Origin of the sequence: Pseudomonas sp. P5_109, assembly GCF_034009455.1 — a bacterium.
In the GTDB taxonomy this organism is placed as follows: domain Bacteria; phylum Pseudomonadota; class Gammaproteobacteria; order Pseudomonadales; family Pseudomonadaceae; genus Aquipseudomonas.
In genome coordinates, this window is the sequence record NZ_CP125380.1 from 5,021,607 (window position 1) to 5,043,560 (window position 21,954).

Sequence of the window (21,954 nt, forward strand, 5' to 3'; positions counted from 1 at the left end):
TCAAGGAGGCGACGGCCCATGAGCGCGGATTGAACAGAAGGTGCAACTTGCTAAAGGCCCCGTCACGTATCGGGGCTCTATGCATCTGTTCATGAAGCGCTCTCAGGCATAGGGGGCTTGTCACAGATGCCACACATCCAGCGATCAGAGTCATTGGCCGGAACAGGCTCGCGAAGATCGCCATGGTCCGGGACATCTCGAGGGGTGATGGCACGGTTCTGCGTCCATGCGGCTTCGTCAACAAGCCTTTTATCCATGAGAAAACCGGTATCGACTACGAATTGACTAGTATGTATTGGAGCGTGGTTCCACATGTCTGGTGGAGGCGTCAGGAAATCATTAAAAGCCACACTATTGGTCATGGCCCCCGGCTGTTGTTGCCGGAAATAGCGATTATCCAGACTGATTGAGAATCTTTTTAAAATACTCATCGCGCCTCCCGCCTTTAACCTCAAACGCCCGCATTGCACGCCTTTAAAATTGAGTATTGAGGTGCCACCCGGATGTGTACAGAGACGAAAGCCCAGTCAAATTCCGAGACTTTGGTCAACGAAACGGATCAGACCTTGGTCGAATCAGACACTGACCAAAAGTCCAGTGGCGCACTGCCAGGGAGACAGGGCGCCAGTGCGAAACTGCGCCATTTAAGCCGCTCAACCCAGTTCGTAATCTGCGCCACAATCATTCTGGGCCTGACCATGACGTTCGTTGGAAACCTCGTCAGCCAGAGCATCGAAGAGGCGACGCTGCAAACGGCGGCAGAGACGGGCGCGCGTTACATGCAGAACTTTCTCGAACCATTCGTCCAGGGATTAACCACTGCAAAGGGACTCCCCGATGAAACGATTCAGACCATCGATCATTTGCTGTCCAGCACCTCGCTCAGTACACACGTCCTCTCGGTGAAAATCTGGCTTCCAGACGGCACGATTGTCTACAGCACCGATAAATCCACAGTCCAGAAAACCTTCCCGACAGAAGAGATCTCACAGGCCTTGGCGGGCAAGATCTATACAGAGTTGGACAATGATTTTGAAGGTAATACGGTGGATGATATTGAGGATGCCTTTGAGCGAAGCCTGAATATTCCGCTCTATGAAATTTTTGCTCCATTGCGCGAAGCGGGGACTGGAAAGATTATTGCGGTGGGCGAGTTCTACGAAACCGCGGAAGCGTTACAGCGCGAAATCAATAACGTTCGCAAGAAAGTATGGGCAATTGTTGGCGCGGCAACGACGGCTATGATTTTGCTGTTGTTTTTTATCGTTCGGCGTGGCGACAAGATAATAAAACAGCATGAGGCAGCCCTTAAATGGCGAATGAATGAACAAGCCAGGTTGCACTCAAACAATGCGGCCCTTCAGCGCAAAGTCACTAAAGCCAATCGCGAATTCTCCAGAATCAATGAACTCACCCTGCGCCGGATCGGGGCGGATCTTCATGATGGTCCTGCCCAGCTGTTGTCACTGATTCTGCTGCGCCTTGAGGAGCTCGCAGATTCGCAAGGAGGGGCCGATGCAGAAGCCCTCGAAATGATCAAGCGTGCCGGTGAAGATGCTTTAAACGAAGTGCGGGAAATATCACTCGGCCTGGCACTTCCGGAAGTCAATGACCTGACCCTGCACGATGCGCTGGTATTGCTTGCCGAGCGGCACGAAGAGCGAACCGAGACGCGCGTTGATCTGGCGCTGGACACTCTTCCGGACGACATACCGATCGCGCTTAAAATTGGCATTTACCGCTTCGCCCAGGAAGCGTTGAACAATGCCTATATTCACGCAGGAGGAAAAGGCCAAAAACTCAGCGCCTCTCATACCGAAGGGCTACTGGAAGTACAAGTCGAGGACGCGGGAGTGGGTATTTCAAGCGAGAAACCGAGTGTGCCAGGCCGAGGTAGAACTCGTCTGGGCCTTGTCGGCATGCGCTATCGCGTCGAATCCCTCGGCGGCGTATTCATCATTGAATCGGCGCCCCATGCCGGAACCAAAGCCAGGGCGCAGTTCAAAATCTGATCTGGACCCGAATGATCGTTGTGCTCAAGCCATCGCAAGCGCTTATGGCTCGCTACTCAGCGTCCGCTGTCATTCAAGTCGCGGCGTTGAAGAGCACCACACAGGCTGGATATATGGTCACCTTCCCAATGCCGTAGCACTGCTGCGACCGCCTGCGTGCGGTTACGAACGTGCAGCTTGTACATGACATTCGTCATGTAGTGCTTGATGGTCTTCTCGCAGAGCTCGAGCTTGATGGCAACTTCGCGGTTAGTCAGGCCCTTCGATACCTCCCGGATAACCTGTTCTTCGCGATGGGTCAGCTCGATTTTTTGCTTGTCCCCCGCGTGCTTCCTGATATTGCTTAACAGCTTGCCGGCCAGTTTGGTTGTAATGAAGGTTTCACCCCCGGCAACATTTCTGATGGCTTGTACCAGCTCAGGACCGCTTATGCCTTTCAACGCATACCCCTGCGCGCCCGCTTCGAGGGCGGAATAGGCGTCTTCGATGGACTCGGATACCGTCAGCATCAAAATTTTAACGGCCGGCGAAGAAGCCGAGATCGCTCGCACGGCAGCAAAGCTATCGCCCGGCATATTTACATCCATCAGCAAAACATTCGGGGTAAAACGAGCGGCAATTTCCAGGGCATCATCGGCAGACCCGCCCTGCTCGACCACCTCAAAGTCAGCTATTTTCTTCAGCGCCATTGTGACTCCATCCCTTAACAGCGGGTGATCGTCAACAATGCCAATCTTGATCATGGAATTCATAAGAAGCTCCTCATCAGAGGCGATGGAGCCGCATGCTGGCGTCGCGCGTATCATTTTTTTACCCCTCGCGTCATGCCGAGTCCGACAAGCCCCCTCGTCTCCATGATGCCCGGGACGACAGATGTTGCGGGCTCCAGAGGGGCTGCAACAAATGAGCCATTACCCCAGGGCGAAGAAAAAGCTCAGATTAATGAAGAGGATATTTCTTAATATTTCAAACGAGAGAAAGGGTGAGGGGGGAATTTTCCTCAAATCTGGTGGTAACCGCCCGTTGGGGTGGGTGAAATGCCCCATTTATGGAGACTGTTCACCCGGCCGCTTTTGGCGGGATTTGCTTGCCCTCGCAGCCTGGCGGATTTTGCTGATCTGGCTCGATGCAATGCTGCGGGACGGCGCCCATGGCGGTGCCGGACGGTCTGTTGCAGACCGTCACTCCCACAGTTGGCTAATCAGGGTTTGCGCGCAATGATCACCTGGCTCTTCGCCACCACGGCATCCAGCGCCTGCTTGATCTGTGCGCCCCGTGGCGAAGCCAGGATCGCCTGCCAGGTATCCGCCCAGTGGTTGAGCAACGGATGGTCCGGGTTGCTGAAATCGACCTTGGCTTCCCAGAACAACAACATCCACATCGACCAGTAGAATCCGTACTGGCTGTGGCTGATCACTTCCAGGCCGGCATCGCTGACCATGGCCTTGAACTGCTCTTCGCTGATGATGCGAATGTGGTTGGGCTTCTGGAAATACTCGGCCGCCGCGATGTCTTTCTGCAGGTCTTCAGAGCTTGGATGCGGGACGCTCAGCAGGTACAGCGCGCCCGGTTTACCGACGCGCACCAGTTCAGCGAGAAACTGCGCCGGATCGTCCACGTGCTCGATGACCTCGGTCGACACCACCCGCGTGGCGGTCGCGTCGGCAATCGGCAGCGGGTTGCAGTCGGTGACATGGCATTCGACGTCGCGGGCCGGTGTATCGCCCAGGCGCTGGCGGGTCGCTTCGACCTTGGCCGCGTCGATATCGGCGATGATGATCTTCGCCCCGCGCATCCCGCAGAAATGCACGTTGCCGCCGTCGCCACAGCCCACATCCAGCAGTGTGTCCTCGGGGGTCACCGGAAAGCCGGTGAACAGCTCGCCCGTCTGCTGATTGAACCAGCCACTGAGCATCGCGTCGTGCAGGCCGAGCATATAGGGATCGACCTTCTCCGCCACTGGCGCCACGGGCGGTGTCTCTGGCTGCACAGGCGCGGGCGTGCCCGCCGTGAGTTTCTTCAAAAGGCTCAGCATGAGGTGGCTCCAGAGGATGAGACGGCTGTTCGGGAGGTGCCCAGGCGCTTGACCAGCGAGGCGCCGCGGTTGCGCATGGGCATTTCGATGTAGCGATAGTTGAGTTCGCTCAGCAGCACGATCAGGCCGCCAGCCATCAGCAACATCAGAATCGGATGGCCAGCCGGACTGGGCAGCCCGGCAGCCTGTAAACGGAAAATGAATTCGCGGACCAGCAAGTAGGCCGGGATATGGATCAGGTAAATCCCGTAGGAACGGCTGCCGACCCACGTCATCAGGTTCTTGAACATGCCGCGCGGCAACAGGTAATCGCGGTTGTAGGACGCGATCCAGACGAGCACCGCGCACAGCACCGCAATCACGCCGATCCGGTAAGAAGTGAAGGTGAAACGATCCGTTGCCATGAAGCTGAGCAGCAGCGCCACCGCGACCAGTGCGGCAACACCCGCCCATGGACGACGCAAGCATGTTGGTTCCCAGCGCAGGTACGACGGTTGCGTACTCCACATCGCCAACAGCACGCCAAGGGCCAGCGCGTCGGTGCGCACCACCATCAGGATCGGCGTGCGCAGGGTGAACAATTGCAGCGCCACCAACGCCAGCAACGCCCAGACCAGGTGTTTGCGAAACAGCACGATCATCAGCGGAAACAGCAGGTAGAACTGCTCTTCCAGCGCCAGGCTCCAGTACACGAAGCTGGTGCCGTACTCATAGCGATAGAAACTGTCGGCAAAGCGGAAATTGGCGTACTGCGCGACGCCGGCCAGGGTCGCCTGAATGTTTGCGTGCAGCGTGCCGAACGCGCCGGAGCGGTTGAGAAAAAGGCACGCCAGTAACATCAGGGCCAGCCATAACCAGGCCGACGGCAGCAAACGAAAGGCCCGGCGTAACCAGAAGTTGCGCGTCTGCTGCCAATATTCCCGGCGCGTTGTGCAGCGGCGCATGGCCGGGATCAGGCTGCGGGCAATGACGAAGCCCGAGATCGCGAAAAACAGATCCACGCCCCACCACGGCTGGCCGTACGGCGTGATGCTCTGCAACAACGGCACAGCCGCCGCGAACAGGCTGTCCTGCAGGTGATGAAACAGCACGCCAAGCACCGCAATGCCGCGCAACAACTCGATGTCCATGATCCGTTTTTCGTTGCTCATGCGCCCTCCTGGACATGAGGTTTGCGGGCAATGATCACCTGGCTCTTGGGCATGAACCGGTCGAGCATCTGCTTGATCGCCAAGCCGTCCGGCTGGGCCAACAAGTCCTGCCAGGTTTTCGCCCAGCTCTCCATCAGCGGCGGATACGGCGCCTGGATCCGGTCGCGAACCGCACCACCCAAATCACGCCCGGCGGCCCGCTCGCTGGCCCAGAAAAAGATCATGCCCATGACCCAGAAAAAACCAGTGGCCTGGCGATGCTCGATGACCAGGCCCGCGTCTTCCACCAGGGCGGCGAATCGCTCGGCGCTGAAAATCTGCACGTGATTGGGCGATTGAAAATAGCTGGCCGGGGCGATGCCCTTCTGCAAATGCTCGCCCACCGGGGACGGCACGCTCAGCAGGTACAACGCACCGGGGCGGCCCATGCGCACCAGTTCGGCCATGAAAGGCTCTGGCTGATCGATGTGTTCGAGCACTTCCATGCACACGACTTTACTGGCGCAGCCACCGGCCAAGGGCAGCGGCAAACTGTTGCTGACCAGTCCCAGGTTCGGTTTGTCCGATTGCGCGGCCACTTGCCGGGCAAGCTCGCGGACCTTGTCGTGCTCACTGTCGGTGAAGATCACCGAAGCGCCCTGGCGGACCGCGAACAAGGTGGCCACGCCTTCGCCGCAACCGACATCCAGCAAGGTGTCGTCGGCAGTGATGGCAAAGCCCTTGAGCAATTCGCCGCTGTCGCCTGAAAACCACCCGTCATGCATTGCATCGTGCAAGCCCACATCTCTTGGTGACACGCGGGATTGCTCGACCGGCAACGGCGCGGGCTGGGGCTCGGGTTTCGTCTCTGGAAAGAAACGTCTGACCAATGCGCGAATCATGCCTCAGGGGTTTCCACGGCACGGTTCTCGAACAGACGCTCAAAAAAAACGGCAAGCCGCTGCTCGGCAGTGGCCTGGCTGCAGAATTTCCTGAGGCTGGTCACTGCGTGCACGGACATCTGTGCATAACGCTCGGGATCACCCTTGGCCACGTCATAGCTTGATTGGTAAGCCCTGCACAAAGACGCCCAATTGGTGACGTAGCGCAAGGTACGAAACGCCCTGCGCGGATCATGTGGCCAGGCCGTCAGCTCGTCGGTGGAGTCAATCAGGAATGCATTATCGGCATCCAGATAATCGATCATCGCCGTAGTTCGTGGCGCCACCGCCGGTTTGCCACAGGACATGAACTCCATCAGCGGAAGACATTGGCCTTCGCCGTAGGACGTGTTGACCACGTAACTCGTGGCTTGCACCAGTTGCTCATAGTCCGCGTCAGCCAGATAACCGTAAATCAGCACGACCCGGCAGCGGTAAGACTGGTTTTTGTACAAGTGGTGAAGGATGTCAGTCAGCGCTTCTTCGGCATCGTGGTGCGTCAATTTGAGCACCAGCGTTGCGTCCTCCACCTCGCGAAACGTCACGCAAAAGGCACTGAGCATGTCTTCCCAATTCTTGCGTCCATCACCGGGGTTGAACACCGAGGTGTAAATAACGCCATCGAGAACCAACTCGTGTTCACTCGCCGGGGCCTCGAAATCAATCCCCACGCCTTCGCGGGTTGCCACGGGGCCGAAGGCTCGCAAGTCGAGTTCACGGCTGTCTGCCAACAACCCCTTGAGCGTCAACCGCACCTGATTGGCCAAGGGCTGACGTTGCAAGTGGACGCCGCGCTCGGAAAAACGGTCCCATACAGGGGCTGGTACCGCGATGATCGGAAAGTCGGCGCCCATCGCATCGCGCACCGCATTCACGGTGTAACTGGAATGTGTAATCGCCGCACCCGCTGCCCGCAACACCGTGCGCCAGTCGTTGAGCGGGTCTCCGGCAAAGGGTTCGTTGGGGATGGTGCTGAATTCCCACGCGAACACCGGCAGCGTCGGGCAGGTGAAATTGACCGGCGTACGATGAGGCGGTGAGAACGACAGGAACACGCACGCTTCACCACGGGATAAACAATCCTTGTACAAGGCATCGACTTCGACCTGCGGGTCGCTGACCTCTACCACTCGCCCCAGCCGCTCCAGCACGGGGCGGTACTCCTTGAGCACGAAGTAATAGCTGTACTCCGAGCGGCCAAGGTTCTGGGCAATGGTGTACTGGTTGGTTTCCGAATGAATGATGATCAGCATGAGGCGTTATCCGTCACGGTTGCTGTCGGCAAAGCCTGTGGCGCCAGCCCGAAAAAATCCGCCATGCGCTTCTGCACCGGGTCGAAAGCGCAGTAACCGTGCATGCGTTCGACGGCGGCGAGGGACATGCGCTGATACTCCAGCGGTTGCTCCTTGGCCAGACGGTAGCTGTTTTCGTAAGCGGTTTTCAGCGAACCCCAATCCGGCCGATAACGCAGGGTGCGGTAAATGATGCGAGTGTCCTGCGGCCAGATGGTCAGCTCTTCGCTGGACTTGACCACAAACGCCACGCGCTCATCGATGTAGTCCTCCATGGCCGTGTGATCCGGGGCAATCACCGGTTTACCGCTGGCCATGAACTCCATCAACGGCAGGCACAGCCCCTCGCAGCGCGAGGCATTGACGTAGTAACTGGCAGCTTCGTACAGCCGGGCATATTGCGGGTCGTCCAGGTAGCCGTGCATGACCACCACCCGACAGGCGAACGGGGACAGCTGCGCAAGCAACGTCATCAGTTCATCGTGGTAGGACGACAGATCGCTTTGGGTAATCTTCAGCACCAGCGTCGCGTCAGGCGTTTCGCGGAACGCCCAGCAGAATGCGGTGATCAGTTGATGCCAGTTCTTGCGACCGTCACGCGGGTTGAACACGGTGACGTACACCACACCGTCAACCTGTGTTTCGACTTGGGCGGTGGTGTCCGGCCACTGTCGCGGTTCCGGCTCGGGCATTGCGATCGTCTGCGGGCCGGCGATGGACGGCAACCAGTCAGCAAGACGCTCATGGGCGGCTTCCGACAACAAGTCACGAATCCCTTCCCAATACCACTGGCTTAGAAAATGAGTGCGATGCACCGGGACCGGCAGCGATTTGCCTTTGTCCAGGCGCCACATGTGTAGGTAATGGCGAGCAATCACCAAGCGGCGCTTGAGCGTCAGCGGCGGTGGCTTCAATGCCTCCAGCTCGGCCTCGAGCGCCGCCAGTTCCTCGGCGGTCGGCACGACGGGAATCAGTGCATCAGCGCTCAGTCCGAGTGTGCGTGTATCGAAGATGCAACCCTTGATGTCCAGGGTCGAGCCGGTGCTGATCGGGACGCCGGTCTGGCGACTCCGGATGTCGGCGAAGCTTTCCCACAACGGCGTCGGCAACACCAGCACGGGAAAGTCTTCACCCATGGCCCGACGAATGGCCCGGGCGGTATGGCTGGAGAGTGTGATCACCCGCCCCTGCCGCGCCAGCATTTGCGTCCAGTCCTGGCGCGGGTCGTTATCCCATTGTTCATCGGGAATCGAATCAAACTCCCAGGCCACCACACAGATCGTCGGGCACTCAAGGTCGTTCGGGGTTTTCTGCGGCGGCGTAAACGACAGGAACAGACTGTCTTCGCCAGCGGCCAACAATTGTTTGTAGAGCGGATCGACCTCGGCGGTGGAGGACACCACATGCACTCGCCCAAGGCTTTCGAGCACAGGGCGATAGGCCTTGAGCACGAAGTAATAACTGTATTCGGGACGACCGAGGCTCTGGCTGATGGAGCCGTCGTTGATATCCGAGTAAAGAATGAAATTCATGGCATCCCACGATGAAACCGCCATCCCGACAGCCTCACTCTGTGACGGTAAAGCCATGGATCGAGTGGGCATGCGCCAGTCCTCGTCCATCGTCTTTTTGCCCGTCTACGTTCTTGTTTTAAAGGACAGATTCGCGGAGTCTCGGAGCAATCCACACGAACCCCGGGTAATCGTGACGAGGGGCATTCTAAACACATCCATCGAGGGTTCGTGAACCGTCCGACGAGAATAAATCAGGCTACGCTGAGGAGAACTGACCGGTCACGATTGGACTTGTTGAAATTACCGAGCAAATGGCACAGATTGGCTACCAAACAACTACAACAAACATTTCAGCCGTCTTTCGAGCCATCCTTTTGACTCATGAAACTTTCCATAAAGCCTGTGGGAACTGGATGAAATGTATGACCAAGGGGCCGCTGTTTGAAAAAACGTCTGTTTGTCACGGGTCTGAGTGGATTCGTAGGACAACACATCCAATCGCGTTTGCAAGCTGACGCCTCGGAATGGGAACTGTTGCCTGTTCCCGGGCGATACGATCTTGCCGCGCCGGATAGCCTCGAAGGCTTGTGGCCGGTCATGCCAGATGCGGTGATTCACCTGGCCGGCCAGACGTTCGTCCCGCAGGCTTTTCGTGATCCGGCCGCTACCCTGAATATCAATCTGCTGGGCACCCTGAACCTGCTGCAAGCCCTCAAGGCACGCGGCTTCAGCGGCACGTTTTTGTACGTCAGCTCCGGCGATGTCTATGGCCAGGTCGCGCAAGAGCATCTGCCCATCACTGAATTGCAACCACCCTGCCCGCGCAATCCCTATGCCGTGAGCAAACTGTCGGCAGAGTTCCTGAGTTTGCAGTGGGGCCTGAGCGAAGGCTGGCCGGTACTGGTCGCCCGCCCGTTCAACCATATCGGCAGCGGGCAGAAAGACAGCTTCGTCATCGCCGGCGCCGCGCGTCAGATCTGCCGGATCAAACAAGGCCTGCAGGCACCACGACTGGAGGTCGGGGACGTCGACGTCACGCGCGATTTCCTCGATGTCGGGGACGTGGTCTCGGCCTACCTGGCCTTGCTGGACAAAGGCACGCCGGGGCAGGTCTACAACATTTGCTCGGGGCGCGAGCAGAGCATTCGCAGTTTGATCGAACAACTGGCAGATCTTGCCCAGGTCGATCTGCAACTGGTCCAGGACCCTGCGCGACTTCGCCGCGCGGATCAGCGTCGGGTGTGTGGCAGCCCAGCCAGGCTGGCCCAAACCACCGGATGGAAGTCTGAAATCACAACACAACAATCCCTGCGGGCGATCCTGTCCGACTGGGAGAAGCGAGTACGACAAGAATGACTAAAAGTGCATTGATCACGGGGATCACCGGCCAGGATGGCGCGTATCTGGCCAAACTGCTGCTCGACAAGGGTTACAAAGTCCACGGCCTGGTCGCGCGTCGCAGCAGCGACTCACGCTGGCGCCTGCGCGAGATGGGCGTCGAGGCGGACATCGTCTACCTGGACGGCGACATGGCCGATGCCTGTTCAGTGCAGCGCGCGGTGATCAAGTCGGCGCCGGACGAGGTCTACAATCTCGCCGCGCAAAGCTTTGTCGCGGCCTCCTGGGATCAACCGGTGACCACCGGCATCGTCGACGGCCTGGGCGTTACCCACCTGCTCGAAGCGATCCGCCAGTTCAGTCCGCACACGCGTTTCTACCAGGCATCCACCAGCGAAATGTTCGGCCTGATCCAGGCCGAGCAGCAGGACGAGAACACGCCGTTCTATCCGCGCAGCCCTTATGGCGTGGCCAAGCTGTATGGCCACTGGATCACCGTGAACTATCGAGAAAGCTTCAACCTGCACGCCAGCAGCGGCATTCTGTTCAACCATGAATCACCGTTGCGCGGCATTGAGTTCGTGACACGCAAAGTCACCGACGCCGCCGCCCGCATCAAGCAGGGCAAGCAGCAGGAACTGCGCCTGGGCAACATCGACGCCAAGCGCGACTGGGGTTTTGCCGGGGACTACGTCGAAGCCATGTGGCTGATGCTGCAACAGGACAAACCCGACGACTTCGTGGTCGCCACCGGCGTGACCACCACCGTGCGCGAGATGTGCCGGATCGCCTTCGATCACGTGGGCCTGAACTACCGCGATTTCGTGAAGATCGACCCGGCGTTCTTCCGCCCGGCCGAAGTTGAAGTGCTGCTCGGCAACCCGGCCAAGGCCCAGCGAGTGCTGGGCTGGAAACCCAAGACAGACCTGGACACCTTGATCCGCATGATGATGGATGCGGACATGAAACGCGTCGCCAAGGAGTAGGCCATGCTGATTCCCGTGATTCTCTCCGGCGGTGCCGGGACAAGGTTGTGGCCGGTATCGCGTGAAGGCCATCCCAAACCGTTCATGGCCTTGCCTGACGGCCAGTCGCTGCTGGGCAAGACCTATCGGCGTGCCGCCGAGCTGCTCGACGGCTGGGGCGATATCGTCACGGTGACCAACCGCGAGTACTACTTCCAGAGCAAGGATCATTTTCGGGACGCACACCTTGGCCGCCATCGCGGCCACTTCCTGCTGGAGCCGACGGGGCGCAATACGGCGCCGGCGATTGCCGCCGCCGCCCTCTCCCTCCAGGCCCTTCACGGCGACGACGCGATCATGCTGGTCATGCCCGCCGACCATCTGATCGTCAATGTCGAGGCGTTGAAGGACGCGGTCGAGCATGCCGTGACGCTGGCCAGGCGCGGTCACCTGGTGACCTTCGGTGTGGTGCCGACGGCGCCGGAAACCGGTTTTGGCTACATTGAGGCCGGCACACCGCTGGACGACAAAGGCGCTGCCAGCGTGCGGCGCTTCGTCGAAAAGCCCGACCTGCAAACCGCGACGCATTACGTGGAAAGCGGCAACTTCCTGTGGAACTCCGGGATGTTCTGCTTCTCGGTCGCCACCCTGCTGGCCGAACTGCAAATTCATGCGCCCACGTTGCTGGAGCAGACGCAAACCTGCATGACCGCCAGCGCTGCGGTGGAAAACGCCGGGAGCGTGCAACAGGAACTGTCACCGGTATTGTTTGGCGAGATCATGGACATTTCCATCGACTACGCGTTGATGGAGCGCTCCGACAAGGTGGTCGTCGTGCCGGCCCGTTTCGACTGGAGCGACATCGGCTCCTGGGGTGCGGTAGCCGCGCTGGTACCGGCGGACGCACAGAACAACCGCACCGTCGGCGAGTCGATTTTCATCGACAGCCACAACAATTTCGTCCAGAGCGATAACCGCCTGGTCGCGACCGTGGGCGTGGACAACCTGATCATCGTCGACACCGCCGACGCGGTGCTGGTGGCCCACGCCGATCGCGCCCAGGATGTGCGTCGGGTGGCCAGGCAACTCAAGGACAAAGAGCACGAAGCCTATCGCCTGCACCGTACGGTCAGCCGGCCTTGGGGCACCTACACCGTGCTCGAGGAAGGCCCGCGCTTCAAGATCAAGCGCATCGTGGTCAAGCCAGGCGCCAAGTTGTCGTTGCAGATGCACCACCATCGCAATGAACACTGGGTGGTGGTCGAAGGCATGGCCAAGGTCACCAACAACGGCACCGGCACTCACCTGGTGGCCAAGAACGAGTCGACCTTCATTGCCGCCGGTCACAAGCATCGCCTGGAGAACCCCGGCGTGATCGACCTTGTGATCATCGAAGTGCAAAGCGGCGAATACCTGGGAGAGGACGACATCGTCCGCTTCGAAGATCAATACGGCCGGACGGTTTGAATGCTGCTTTCCCTTTACCGCACGCTGAGCAGCTATCGGGGGTTCATCCTCGGTAGCGTCCAGCGAGAGTTTCAGGCTCGTTATCGCAATTCGTTGTTCGGTGCCCTGTGGACCGTGCTCAATCCGCTGTCGATGATCATTGTCTACACCGTGATTTTTTCCCACATCATGCGTGCCCGTTTGCCAGGGGTAGATGACGGCATGGCCTACAGCATCTATCTCTGCGCCGGGTTGTTGACCTGGGGCCTGTTCGCGGAAATCACGGTGCGCAGCCAGAACATGTTTCTGGATAACGCCAACCTGCTAAAGAAAATCAGCTTCCCACGGATCTGCTTGCCAGTGATCGTGCTGTTGAATGCCGGTATCAACTTCGCAATCATCATCAGCCTGTTCCTCGGTTTTCTGTTGATCACCGGTCGACTACCGGGCCTGGCGCTGTTGGCGCTCATTCCTCTGCTGGCGTTACAGGTGATGTTCTGTACCGGGCTGGGGATTATTCTTGGCGTATTGAATGTGTTTTTTCGCGATGTCGGGCAATTTTTCGCCATCTGTCTGCAGTTCTGGTTCTGGTTGACGCCAATCGTTTACCCGATGAGCATCCTGCCCGATTGGGTGCAGCGCTTGTTGCAACTCAATCCCCTGACCAACCTGATCACCAGCTACCAGAACATCTTCCTGTACGGCCAATGGCCCGTCTGGAGTTCGCTGCTGCCGATCATGGTCGCCAGCGTATTGCTCTTCGCCTTCGGGCTGCGGCTGTTTCGCCAGAGGGTCGGTGAAATGGTGGATGAACTCTGATGGGGCACATACGCGTCACCGGCCTGGGCAAGGCCTATAAACAATACCCTACACGCTGGAGTCGACTGGTTGAATGGCTGGTCCCGTTCTCGCCGATCCGCCATCGTCAGCACTGGGTGCTACAGGACGTGACCTTCCAGATTGCCCCCGGAGAATCGGTGGGTATCGTCGGGATCAACGGTGCCGGCAAGAGCACCTTGTTGAAGATGATCACCGGCACCACCCAACCCACCTGCGGCACTATTGAGCTCGAAGGCCGCGTCGCCGCCCTGCTGGAATTGGGCATGGGTTTTCATGCGGACTTTACCGGTCGGCAGAATGCGGTCATGGCCGGGCAACTGCTGGGTATGCAGGTCGAAGAGATAGAAGCGTTGATGCCGGAAATCGAACGTTTCGCGGAAATAGGCGACGCCATCGACCACCCGGTGCGCACCTATTCCAGCGGTATGCAAATGCGTCTGGCGTTCAGCGTGGCCACCGCGCGGCGCCCGGACATATTGATCGTCGACGAAGCACTGTCGGTGGGCGACGCCTACTTTCAGCACAAAAGTTTCGACCGCATCCGCAGCTTTCGCAAAGCCGGTACCACGCTGCTGATCGTCTCCCATGACCGAGGGGCGATTCAGTCGATCTGCGACTCGGCGATCCTCCTGGAAAACGGCCACATGGCCATGCACGACACACCCGAAGCCGTCATGGATTACTACAACGCCCTGCTCGCCGAGCGTGAAGGACAGACCGTGCGCCAGGAAGCCCTCGCTGGCGGCCAGGTCAGTACCATTTCGGGTACGGGTGAAGCCAGGATTCTGACCGTGCGCTTGCTCGACAAACATGAACGCCCCATCGACGCCGCCGAAGTCGGCCAGCCGGTCGTGCTGGAGGTGAATGTCGAGGTTCGCCAGGACATCGAACGGCTGGTACTGGGCTTCATGATCAAGGATCGCCTGGGCCAGGCCATGTACGGCATCAACACCCATCGCCTGGATCAGGCGCTGACCGATCTGCAAGCTGGCGAGCGCGTGACCTATCGCTTTGCTTTCGTCATGGGGTTGGGCAAGGGTAACTATTCCGTGGCGTTGAGCTTGTCACGCCTGGATTCGCACCTGGACCGCAACTTCGAGTGGCGCGATTACGGGTTGGTGTTCCATGTGATCAACAACCGGCACGAAGATTTTGTCGGCTGCTCGTGGCTGGCCGCGAAGACCACTGTCACGCGCTCGGGCGCGCCGGTCACTCCGGAGATCACGCCATGACGCGTCTTTTGGTGGAGTGCACGCACGTATTCCAGCACCCCAAGGTCAATTCGGGCATTCAGCGAGTGGTGCGCAACGTCGTCAATCAGCTACCGGAGTCTGTCGACGGCGTTGAATGCATCCCGGTTGTGTTGCTTAACGGCAAACTCTATCGGGTACTGAAACTCGGCGCGCTGAACATTCCGTTTTTCGATGCCTTGATGATCTTTGGCGGACGACTTGGGCGCTTGGCTCACCGCTTCTGGCAACTGCATCAGCGCCTGCACAACCGAAGCAACTCGCGGGTGATCAAGCGCCTGCTGCACGTGGCTTACCGGGTGACCGCGGTTACCTGCTTCGGCCTTCCACTGCGTGTGATCGAGGGCATCAACCGGTATCAATTGCCCAAACGTTGCACGCCGCTGCAGCACCAACCGGGAGATCAACTGGTGTTGCTGGATTCGTCCTGGCACACCGACTTTTTCCCGTTTGCCGAACAGCTCAAACGTCAAGGCGTGGGCATTGTTTCAGTGATCTACGATTTGATTCCCCTGACTCACCCACAGTTCTACGACACACGGCTGGTGCAGGTATTCAACGAGTGGTTCGACTGGATCACTCAAACCGCTGATGGCTACGTGGCCATTTCCGCCACTGTGCGTGACCAGGTGCGTGAGGAATTGCAGCGCCGCCTGGGTCCTGCCAAGACCAGTGAATTGTGGTTCGACTATTTCCACCTCGGCTCCGAACTGGATCTGAGCGAAGCCACAGCCGACGCCGAGCCCCGCCTGACGCGCATTTTCAAAACGCCAGAACCGGTGTTTTTGATGGTCAGTACCATCGAGCCGCGCAAAAACCACGACTACCTGCTGGACGCCTTCGAGCGGGTCTGGGCGGCAGGCTCCAATGCCCGGCTGTGCATTGCCGGGCGCGTCGGCTGGAAATGCGATGCACTGCTGGCCCGGGTCCGTAATCACCCGCAGCTGAACCAACGACTGTTCATGTTCAATGACCTGAGCGATACCAGCCTCGAACATGCCTACACCCACGCCAGCTCACTGGTGTTTCCGTCTTTTGTGGAAGGCTTCGGCCTGCCGCTGGTAGAAGCCATGCAGCGTGGACTGCCGGCCATGGGCAGTGACATTGCGGTCTTTCGCGAAATCGGCGGTGAGTTCATGGCGTACTTCGATCTGGCCGAGCCACAAAGCCTGGCTGATCTGGTCATTCGTTTCGAGAACAGCGGTCAATTCCCGGCCACTCGCGACGTCGCGGATTGGCGCTGGATCGGCTGGCGTGAAGCCAGTGCGCAATTGGCCGAACGCACACTGCGCAATCTCTCGGACGTGCCGCTCATACAAGAGAGGCAACATGCGCATTGCCCTTAACGCCCGGATTCTCCAGGCACCGCGAACCGGCATCGGCCACTACGTCGCTGAACTTGCGAACGCCCTGGCAGGTGAACCGGATATTGAACTGGCGCTGTTTCATGGCTGGGGCTGGAGTACTGTGCTGCCTGAAGCGGCCATGCCCGGTTATTCCCGACTGACACCATTGCTGCGGCAGATTCCGGGTGCCTATCAGGCCCGACGGTGGCTGGAGCAGAAACGCTTCGATCAAGGTCGCGCGCAAGCCATCGACCTCTACCACGAACCGAGTTTGTGGCCGTTGTCATTCGATGGCCCGACCGTCATCACCCTGCATGACCTGACTCACCTGCACTATCCCGAAACGCAGCCACCGGCGCGCTTGCGAGAAATCGAACGGCGCGTGGCCGACGGCGTGCGACAGGCAAGCCTGATTCTTACCGACTCGCAGTTCATTGCTGGCGAAGCCCAGGCACATTTCGGGTTACCGGCCGAGCGTTTTGTCGTCGCCCCTCTCGGTGTAGCCGCGCGTTTTCACCCGCGCTCCCCCGAGGCTATCGACGCCGTACTCAAAAGCCATGGCGTCGAAACGCGGGAGTATTTTCTCTGCGTCGGCACCCTGGAGCCGCGCAAGAACCTGACCCTGGCCCTGCGTGCCCATGCCCGACTGCCGGAAACCGTGCGCCAGCGTTTTCCGTTGCTGATCGCTGGCATGGCCGGCTGGCAGCGTGAGCAGTTCAACGACGAACTACGTTCGGCCCTCGCCTCAGGTCATGTGTGCCTTCTGGGGTACCTGCCCGATGAGGATCTGGCGCAGCTGCTGGCCGGTGCCCGGGCACTGGTCTTCCCCTCGTTGTACGAAGGGTTCGGCCTGCCGGTGCTGGAAGCCATGGCGAGTGGCACCCCGGTGATTCTGACGGGCGAATCGGCGATGCCGGAAGTGGCTGGCGATGCCGGCAACTATATCGAAACCCACGATCCGGACACGTTGCGCGATGCCATGCAGCGATTGATCGACGACCCGGCGCACTGGCAGGCCTGTCGCGAGGCGGGTTTGCAAAGGACGAAGCTTTTTTCCTGGGAGCGTTGCGCGACGGTGACTGCCCGCGCCTACCGCCAGGCTATGGAGAACTGATATGCGCGTTCTGCACTTTTACAAAACCTACTTGCCCGACTCCATGGGTGGCATCGAGCAAGTCATTTTCCAGATGAGCGAAAGCGGTGCGCGCCATGGTGTCGACAGCACGGTACTGACCCTGAGCAATAACCCGGCGCCGGACGTGTTGCAGATCCGCGAGCACCAGGTGCGACAGGCCAGGATGGACTTTCAACTCGCCTCCACGGGTTTTTCCTACAGCGTGTTCAAGCAGTTTCGTGAGCTCGCGGCTGAGGCCGACGTGGTCAACTACCACTTCCCCTGGCCCTTCATGGACCTGGTGCACTTTGTCAGTGCCAGCAAAAAACCCTGCGTGGTGAGTTACCACTCCGACATCATTCGCCAGCGTCATCTGCTCAAACTGTACCGTCCATTGATGCGCCGGTTCCTGGACAGCGCGGATCGAATCGCCGTGGCGTCCCCCAACTACTTTCACACCAGCGATGTGCTCAAGGACTACCGGGACAAGACCCGGGTCATTACCTACGGCCTGGACAAGTCGGGTTATCCGAAGCACGACGCGGCACGGACCGAGCGCTGGCGCCAGAAGCTGGGGGACAAGTTCTTCCTGTTCGTCGGGGTGATGCGCTATTACAAAGGGCTGCACATCCTGCTCGAAGCGATGCAGGGGCTGAACTATCCCGTGGTAATAGTCGGCGCCGGCCCGCTGGAAGCAGAACTGCATGCCCAGGCCAGGGCGCTGGGCCTGCAGAACCTGCACTTCCTCGGCTTCCTCGGTGACGAAGACAAGGTCGCCCTGCTCGAGCTGAGTTATGCGGTGGTGTTCCCGTCACACCTGCGCTCCGAAGCCTTTGGCATTTCTCTGCTGGAGGGCGCGATGTATGGCAAACCGATGATCTCCAGTGAGATTGGCACGGGCACCAGTTACATCAACATCCACAACGAGACCGGGCTGGTGGTGCCGCCGAGCAATCCATTGGCGTTCCGCGAGGCGATGCGCACGCTTTGGGAAAACCCGCTGCTGGCAGCACAAATGGGCGAGAAGGCGCAGGCCCGCTATCAAAATCTGTTTACCGCGGACGAAATGGGCCGCAAATGGGCGGCCTTGTATGAGGAGCTGCTGGAAGAAAAAGCCCTCGCCTACGCATGACGCCGATCCGGCGATGTAGAATTTCCATGGCTTGCGCACGACGTGTGCAGGCCGTCGACTTTCTCTATCAACCTTTTCCTGACTGCTGACCGCCTATGCAACGCCTGCTCAATGACCGTCTGGACTGGAACCTGCTGCGCACCTTTCGGGTGATTGGCCAGGAGCTGAGCATCAGCCGCGCCGCCGCCCGCCTGCACCTGACGCAACCGGCCGTGAGCCAGGCCCTCAAGCGCCTGGAAGAACAACTGGGCCGCCAGTTGATTGCCCGCCGCGGGCCACGCTTTGCCCTGACCGAAGTCGGCGAGCAGATCTTCGCCCTGGCCGGGGAGATCTACGGGCAAATGTCCCAGGTCAGCAGCGTGCTGGAACAACCGGCCGACGAAGTGATCGGCAAAGTGCGCTTGCTGATCATCAGCCGGATCTTCTCCGAACGCTTTGATGACTTCCTCGCCGACTTCCATCGCCAATACCCGCGAGTGGATCTGGAAGTCGATGTGATGCGCAGCTCCGACATCGTCAGCGCCCTCCAGGAAAAAACCGCGACCTTGGGCCTCAGCCTCAATCGGCGCCCGCAGCCACGCCTGCAGCAGCGCTTGTTCCTGCGTCAGCGCTATGCGTTTTTCTGCGGCAAGCATCATGCGATGTTCGGCCAACAGGACGTCGCCGAAGGGGATTTGCAACGGGAGAACTTCGTCAGTTTCACCAGCGACCAGATCGGCGGCATGCTCTCGCCACTGACGATTTTCCGCGATCAGCAGGGTTTCAGCGGCCGCATCGTCGCCTCATCACCGAGCCTGGAGGAAGTCCGGCGATTGGTGATCGCCGGCTTCGGTATCGGCTGTTTGCCCGAGCACGTGGTGGCGGCCGACGTCGACGCCGGATTGCTCTGGCGCCTGCCGCCCCACGAAGGGATTGCCGATGTCGACATTCATTTGCTGTGGAACCGCGAACAGCGCATGAGCCGGGCCGAGACGATCTTTCTCGAAACCCTGCAACAACGGCTGACGGACTAGACGCGCAAGACCTGTGCGACCTTCTCACCGGCGCGCAGGCGTTCAAGCAGGCGCGGCTCGGCGCGATCCGAAGCCAGCGCCTGCTCGATGACAGCCACCGCCGATGCCGTGTCAAGAAACAACACGCCGTTATCGTCCGCCAGCACCCAATCCCCCGGTTGCACCCTCACCCCGGCGCAGTGGATGGGCTGATTGATTGCACTGTCGCCGCGACCGTGCAGCTTGGTGGTCAACAGGCTGGTGCCACGGGCGAACACCGGTAACCCGGCTTCGCGCAGCTCCAGCAGATCAGTCACCGCGCCGTCCACGACAATGGCCACCGCCCCGGCGCAGCGTGCCGCGCAGCTCGTCACCGCCCCGACCGGCGCGTGCCGATCGTCGCCCCCGGTGTCGATCACCAGCACGTCGCCCGGCCTGATCCGCGCCAGGGCCTGGTTGACGGCAATGGCATCGGCGCCCACCAGTTTCAGGGTCAACGCACGGCCAACGACTTTCACATTGGGCACCATGGCCCGCAATTGCGGGTCGGCAAATCCCTCTTCGAGAAAATGCCCGAGGGTCGGAAAGCTCACCGCGTTGAACTGTTCGATCAGTTGTGCTTCATCCATGTTGCGGCTCCCTGGTTATCAGTTCGGCAACGCAGTCGATCTCCAGCGATACGCCCCACAGTGCCACGCACACCGTGGTGCGAGCTGGCGGCGCATGGCCGAGGAACTCGCGGTACACGGCGTTGAACGGCTCCAGTTGCGCGGGATCGGTCAGGTAGGCATTGACCTTGATCACGTGGCTGAAACCGGACCCGGCTTCAATCAGGATCGCTTCAAGGTTGTGCAAGGTTTGCCGTACTTGCTCGGGAAAATCAGCAGGCTGGTCGTCGAGACTGCCTTGGGCCGGAATCTGCCCGGCGGTGAACACCAGGTGGCCGCTGACCACGGCCTGGGAGTAAGGGCCGACCGGGCCGATGTAGCCCGGGGCCGATTGAATTCTGCGCATGTTTTTTACTCCTGGGATCAGGCCGTAGCGGATTTGAAGGGTTTGCCGGGGGCCGGATCGTTTGTCGGGACAACGCCGGGAACTTCGCTGATGTCTTTCTTGAAGGTCTCGGTCAGCAGCAATAACGCCACCAGGGAAATCAGGGCTGCGCCGATCATGTACCAGGCCACCGAAGAGCCTTTGCCCGTCGCGGCCAGCAATGCCGTGGTGACAATCGGCGTTGCCGCGCTGCCGAGCAGACCGGACAACATGTAGCTGATCGACAACCCGGAATACCGCACGCGAGTGCCGAACAGTTCAGCGAGGAAAGTCGCGATCGGCCCGTAGTTGGCGGCGAACGCGGTCATCAACAACAGGTAACCGAACACCACCATCGACAGCTCTTTGGTGTCCATCAACCAGAACATGGGGAACGCCACCAGTGCTTCGGCGATGATGCCGCCGACAATGATCGGCTTACGCCCGACACGATCCGAGAGCGCGCCGAATACCGGCAACATGAGGATGCACCAGGCGCAGGACAACAGCACCACACCGAGCATCACACTGCGGCTGAAACCAAGGTTCTGCGTGCCGTAAGTCAAACCGAACGCGACGATAATATTGAACGAAGCCCCCGTGGACATGGTGGCAATACCGCCCAGCACCACTTGCTTCCAGTACTTGCGGAACACTTCCGCCAGCGGCATTTTCACTTGCACTTCGGCTTCCTTGACCTTGTTGAAGGCCGGGGTTTCCGAGATGTTCAGACGGATGTACAAGCCGACGGCGATCAGCAATACGCTGGCCAGGAAGGGAATGCGCCAGCCCCAGGCCAACAGGTCCTCGGGGGACAGCCACGCCGCGATCAACAAGAAAGCCAGGTTGGCAATCATGGTGCCGGCCGGCACGCCGATCTGCACCCAGGAACCGTACAGGCCGCGCTTGTTGGCCGGCGCATGTTCCACCGCCATCAACACCGCCCCGCCCCACTCGCCACCCAATGCCAGGCCTTGCACGACCCTGAGTAGCAACAACAGGATCGGCGCCCAGATACCGATAGTGGCAAAGTCCGGCAACAAGCCGATGGCGAAGGTGGCCGCGCCCATGGTCAACAGCGAGATCAACAGCATCGACTTGCGTCCCAGGCGATCCCCGAAATGCCCGAACAACGCCGCACCGACAATACGCGCCAGATACGCCGAAGCGAAGGTGCCGAAAGCCAGCAACGTACCGATCAGCGGCACGAAATCCGGGAAGAACACTTTGTTGAACACCAGCGCCGACGCGGTGGCAAACACGAACAGGTCGTACCATTCCACGGTGGTGCCGATCACGCTGGCCACCGCGACTTTTTTCATGCTGATTGCAACTTCCGGTGGTGCGCCGGACTTTTCTGCGGACGATAGATCGCTCATCACTGTCTCCAGGAATTCTTCAAGAACTCGTTATTTAATTGTTTTGACTGGCAGTAAAACGGTTGAGGCGAAGGTTGTTGTTATGGCTCGCCCAATTGAGCGGGCGAGTTCGCAGGGCCTTTTTGGGGCTTGGAACCGGTCTCTTGTAGGAGCCGGCTTGCCGGCGATGGACTCCAGTACGCCGCGTTTATCCGGT

General features: G+C 59.5%; 20 protein-coding genes. 10 read left to right on the forward strand and 10 right to left on the reverse strand.

Annotated elements, in window-relative coordinates; genetic code table 11:
* Positions 1–89: 89 nt before the first annotated feature.
* Positions 90–431 carry a hypothetical protein gene (locus tag QMK54_RS22190; protein ID WP_223593401.1) on the reverse strand — a complete coding sequence of 114 codons (342 nt, stop codon included), beginning with the start codon at positions 429–431 and terminating at the stop codon, positions 90–92.
* Between the two features lie 72 nt (positions 432–503).
* On the opposite strand from QMK54_RS22190, the gene QMK54_RS22195 reads away from it, so the two are divergent.
* Complete coding sequence (locus tag QMK54_RS22195; protein WP_223593399.1) at positions 504–2,012, forward strand: sensor histidine kinase; 1,509 nt, start codon at positions 504–506, stop codon at positions 2,010–2,012.
* Between the two features lie 56 nt (positions 2,013–2,068).
* Here the strand turns inward: QMK54_RS22195 and QMK54_RS22200 are convergent, their stop codons facing one another.
* From QMK54_RS22200 to QMK54_RS22225, 6 genes are all read right to left on the reverse strand, one after another.
* Complete coding sequence (locus tag QMK54_RS22200; protein ID WP_110659477.1) at positions 2,069–2,764, reverse strand: response regulator; 696 nt, start codon at positions 2,762–2,764, stop codon at positions 2,069–2,071.
* A gap of 449 nt (positions 2,765–3,213) precedes the next feature.
* Entirely contained in the window at positions 3,214–4,047 is an 834-nt protein-coding gene (locus tag QMK54_RS22205) for a class I SAM-dependent methyltransferase (RefSeq protein ID WP_110659476.1), read from the reverse strand.
* Positions 4,041–5,198: an acyltransferase family protein gene (locus QMK54_RS22210; RefSeq protein ID WP_223593395.1), complete on the reverse strand. Its 1,158-nt coding sequence runs from the start codon at positions 5,196–5,198 to the stop codon at positions 4,041–4,043. Before QMK54_RS22210 ends, QMK54_RS22205 begins: the two co-directional genes overlap by 7 nt.
* Positions 5,195–6,079: a class I SAM-dependent methyltransferase gene (locus QMK54_RS22215; RefSeq protein WP_223593393.1), complete on the reverse strand. Its 885-nt coding sequence runs from the start codon at positions 6,077–6,079 to the stop codon at positions 5,195–5,197. Before QMK54_RS22215 ends, QMK54_RS22210 begins: the two co-directional genes overlap by 4 nt.
* Positions 6,076–7,371 carry a glycosyltransferase gene (locus QMK54_RS22220; protein WP_320401365.1) on the reverse strand — a complete coding sequence of 432 codons (1,296 nt, stop codon included), beginning with the start codon at positions 7,369–7,371 and terminating at the stop codon, positions 6,076–6,078. The genes QMK54_RS22215 and QMK54_RS22220 overlap by 4 nt, the downstream gene beginning before the upstream one ends.
* Positions 7,365–8,942 (reverse strand): glycosyltransferase, encoded by a 1,578-nt coding sequence (locus tag QMK54_RS22225; RefSeq protein WP_223593386.1) that lies wholly within the window; start codon positions 8,940–8,942, stop codon positions 7,365–7,367. Before QMK54_RS22225 ends, QMK54_RS22220 begins: the two co-directional genes overlap by 7 nt.
* A 423-nt stretch (positions 8,943–9,365) precedes the next feature.
* On the opposite strand from QMK54_RS22225, the gene QMK54_RS22230 reads away from it, so the two are divergent.
* The 9 genes from QMK54_RS22230 (at position 9,366) to QMK54_RS22270 (ending at position 19,368) form a co-directional block, all read left to right on the forward strand.
* Positions 9,366–10,280, forward strand: a complete 915-nt coding sequence (locus QMK54_RS22230) for a GDP-mannose 4,6-dehydratase (protein WP_110659471.1) — start codon at positions 9,366–9,368, stop codon at positions 10,278–10,280.
* Positions 10,277–11,248 carry a GDP-mannose 4,6-dehydratase gene (gene gmd / locus QMK54_RS22235; RefSeq protein WP_056722724.1) on the forward strand — a complete coding sequence of 324 codons (972 nt, stop codon included), beginning with the start codon at positions 10,277–10,279 and terminating at the stop codon, positions 11,246–11,248. The genes QMK54_RS22230 and gmd overlap by 4 nt, the downstream gene beginning before the upstream one ends.
* A 3-nt stretch (positions 11,249–11,251) precedes the next feature.
* A complete protein-coding gene (locus QMK54_RS22240; protein ID WP_110659470.1) occupies positions 11,252–12,694 on the forward strand; it encodes a mannose-1-phosphate guanylyltransferase/mannose-6-phosphate isomerase in 1,443 nt (480 codons plus the stop codon).
* On the forward strand, positions 12,695–13,492 hold the full coding sequence (locus QMK54_RS22245) for an ABC transporter permease (RefSeq protein ID WP_110659469.1): 798 nt from the start codon (positions 12,695–12,697) through the stop codon (positions 13,490–13,492). It abuts the gene before it with no gap.
* A complete protein-coding gene (locus QMK54_RS22250; RefSeq protein ID WP_223593384.1) occupies positions 13,492–14,745 on the forward strand; it encodes an ABC transporter ATP-binding protein in 1,254 nt (417 codons plus the stop codon). Before QMK54_RS22245 ends, QMK54_RS22250 begins: the two co-directional genes overlap by 1 nt.
* On the forward strand, positions 14,742–16,109 hold the full coding sequence (locus QMK54_RS22255) for a glycosyltransferase family 1 protein (RefSeq protein WP_320401366.1): 1,368 nt from the start codon (positions 14,742–14,744) through the stop codon (positions 16,107–16,109). Before QMK54_RS22250 ends, QMK54_RS22255 begins: the two co-directional genes overlap by 4 nt.
* Positions 16,093–17,223: a glycosyltransferase family 4 protein gene (locus tag QMK54_RS22260; RefSeq protein WP_110659466.1), complete on the forward strand. Its 1,131-nt coding sequence runs from the start codon at positions 16,093–16,095 to the stop codon at positions 17,221–17,223. The genes QMK54_RS22255 and QMK54_RS22260 overlap by 17 nt, the downstream gene beginning before the upstream one ends.
* 1 nt (position 17,224) lies before the next feature.
* Positions 17,225–18,355 (forward strand): glycosyltransferase family 4 protein, encoded by a 1,131-nt coding sequence (locus QMK54_RS22265; protein ID WP_223593379.1) that lies wholly within the window; start codon positions 17,225–17,227, stop codon positions 18,353–18,355.
* A gap of 95 nt (positions 18,356–18,450) precedes the next feature.
* A complete protein-coding gene (locus QMK54_RS22270; protein WP_110659464.1) occupies positions 18,451–19,368 on the forward strand; it encodes a LysR family transcriptional regulator in 918 nt (305 codons plus the stop codon).
* Here QMK54_RS22270 and QMK54_RS22275 read toward each other — a convergent pair.
* From QMK54_RS22275 to QMK54_RS22285, 3 genes are read right to left on the reverse strand one after another with little or no spacing between them, the layout of a single operon-like run.
* Complete coding sequence (locus QMK54_RS22275) at positions 19,365–19,976, reverse strand: RraA family protein (RefSeq protein WP_320401367.1); 612 nt, start codon at positions 19,974–19,976, stop codon at positions 19,365–19,367. The genes QMK54_RS22270 and QMK54_RS22275 overlap by 4 nt on opposite strands.
* A complete protein-coding gene (locus QMK54_RS22280; RefSeq protein WP_223593373.1) occupies positions 19,969–20,361 on the reverse strand; it encodes a RidA family protein in 393 nt (130 codons plus the stop codon). The genes QMK54_RS22275 and QMK54_RS22280 overlap by 8 nt, the downstream gene beginning before the upstream one ends.
* Positions 20,362–20,378: 17 nt before the next feature.
* The gene (locus tag QMK54_RS22285; RefSeq protein WP_320401368.1) at positions 20,379–21,758 is read right to left on the reverse strand and encodes an MFS transporter; all 1,380 of its coding nucleotides are present in this window, start codon (positions 21,756–21,758) and stop codon (positions 20,379–20,381) included.
* Positions 21,759–21,954 lie beyond the last annotated feature (196 nt).

Excerpts from the sequence above, each read along its gene's own strand:
- QMK54_RS22285 (WP_320401368.1), bottom strand. The coding sequence starts at position 21,758 with ATGAGCGATCTATCGTCCGCAGAAAAGTCCGGCGCACCACCGGAAGTT.
- QMK54_RS22260 (WP_110659466.1), top strand. The coding sequence starts at position 16,093 with ATGCGCATTGCCCTTAACGCCCGGATTCTCCAGGCACCGCGAACCGGC.
- QMK54_RS22255 (WP_320401366.1), top strand. The coding sequence starts at position 14,742 with ATGACGCGTCTTTTGGTGGAGTGCACGCACGTATTCCAGCACCCCAAG.
- QMK54_RS22200 (WP_110659477.1), bottom strand. The coding sequence starts at position 2,764 with ATGAATTCCATGATCAAGATTGGCATTGTTGACGATCACCCGCTGTTA.
- QMK54_RS22225 (WP_223593386.1), bottom strand. The coding sequence starts at position 8,942 with ATGAATTTCATTCTTTACTCGGATATCAACGACGGCTCCATCAGCCAG.
- QMK54_RS22265 (WP_223593379.1), top strand. The coding sequence starts at position 17,225 with ATGCGCGTTCTGCACTTTTACAAAACCTACTTGCCCGACTCCATGGGT.
- QMK54_RS22195 (WP_223593399.1), top strand. The coding sequence starts at position 504 with ATGTGTACAGAGACGAAAGCCCAGTCAAATTCCGAGACTTTGGTCAAC.
- QMK54_RS22245 (WP_110659469.1), top strand. The coding sequence starts at position 12,695 with ATGCTGCTTTCCCTTTACCGCACGCTGAGCAGCTATCGGGGGTTCATC.
- QMK54_RS22190 (WP_223593401.1), bottom strand. The coding sequence starts at position 431 with ATGAGTATTTTAAAAAGATTCTCAATCAGTCTGGATAATCGCTATTTC.
- QMK54_RS22280 (WP_223593373.1), bottom strand. The coding sequence starts at position 20,361 with ATGCGCAGAATTCAATCGGCCCCGGGCTACATCGGCCCGGTCGGCCCT.
- QMK54_RS22250 (WP_223593384.1), top strand. The coding sequence starts at position 13,492 with ATGGGGCACATACGCGTCACCGGCCTGGGCAAGGCCTATAAACAATAC.
- QMK54_RS22270 (WP_110659464.1), top strand. The coding sequence starts at position 18,451 with ATGCAACGCCTGCTCAATGACCGTCTGGACTGGAACCTGCTGCGCACC.
- QMK54_RS22240 (WP_110659470.1), top strand. The coding sequence starts at position 11,252 with ATGCTGATTCCCGTGATTCTCTCCGGCGGTGCCGGGACAAGGTTGTGG.
- gmd (WP_056722724.1), top strand. The coding sequence starts at position 10,277 with ATGACTAAAAGTGCATTGATCACGGGGATCACCGGCCAGGATGGCGCG.
- QMK54_RS22205 (WP_110659476.1), bottom strand. The coding sequence starts at position 4,047 with ATGCTGAGCCTTTTGAAGAAACTCACGGCGGGCACGCCCGCGCCTGTG.
- QMK54_RS22215 (WP_223593393.1), bottom strand. The coding sequence starts at position 6,079 with ATGATTCGCGCATTGGTCAGACGTTTCTTTCCAGAGACGAAACCCGAG.
- QMK54_RS22220 (WP_320401365.1), bottom strand. The coding sequence starts at position 7,371 with ATGCTGATCATCATTCATTCGGAAACCAACCAGTACACCATTGCCCAG.
- QMK54_RS22275 (WP_320401367.1), bottom strand. The coding sequence starts at position 19,976 with ATGGATGAAGCACAACTGATCGAACAGTTCAACGCGGTGAGCTTTCCG.
- QMK54_RS22210 (WP_223593395.1), bottom strand. The coding sequence starts at position 5,198 with ATGAGCAACGAAAAACGGATCATGGACATCGAGTTGTTGCGCGGCATT.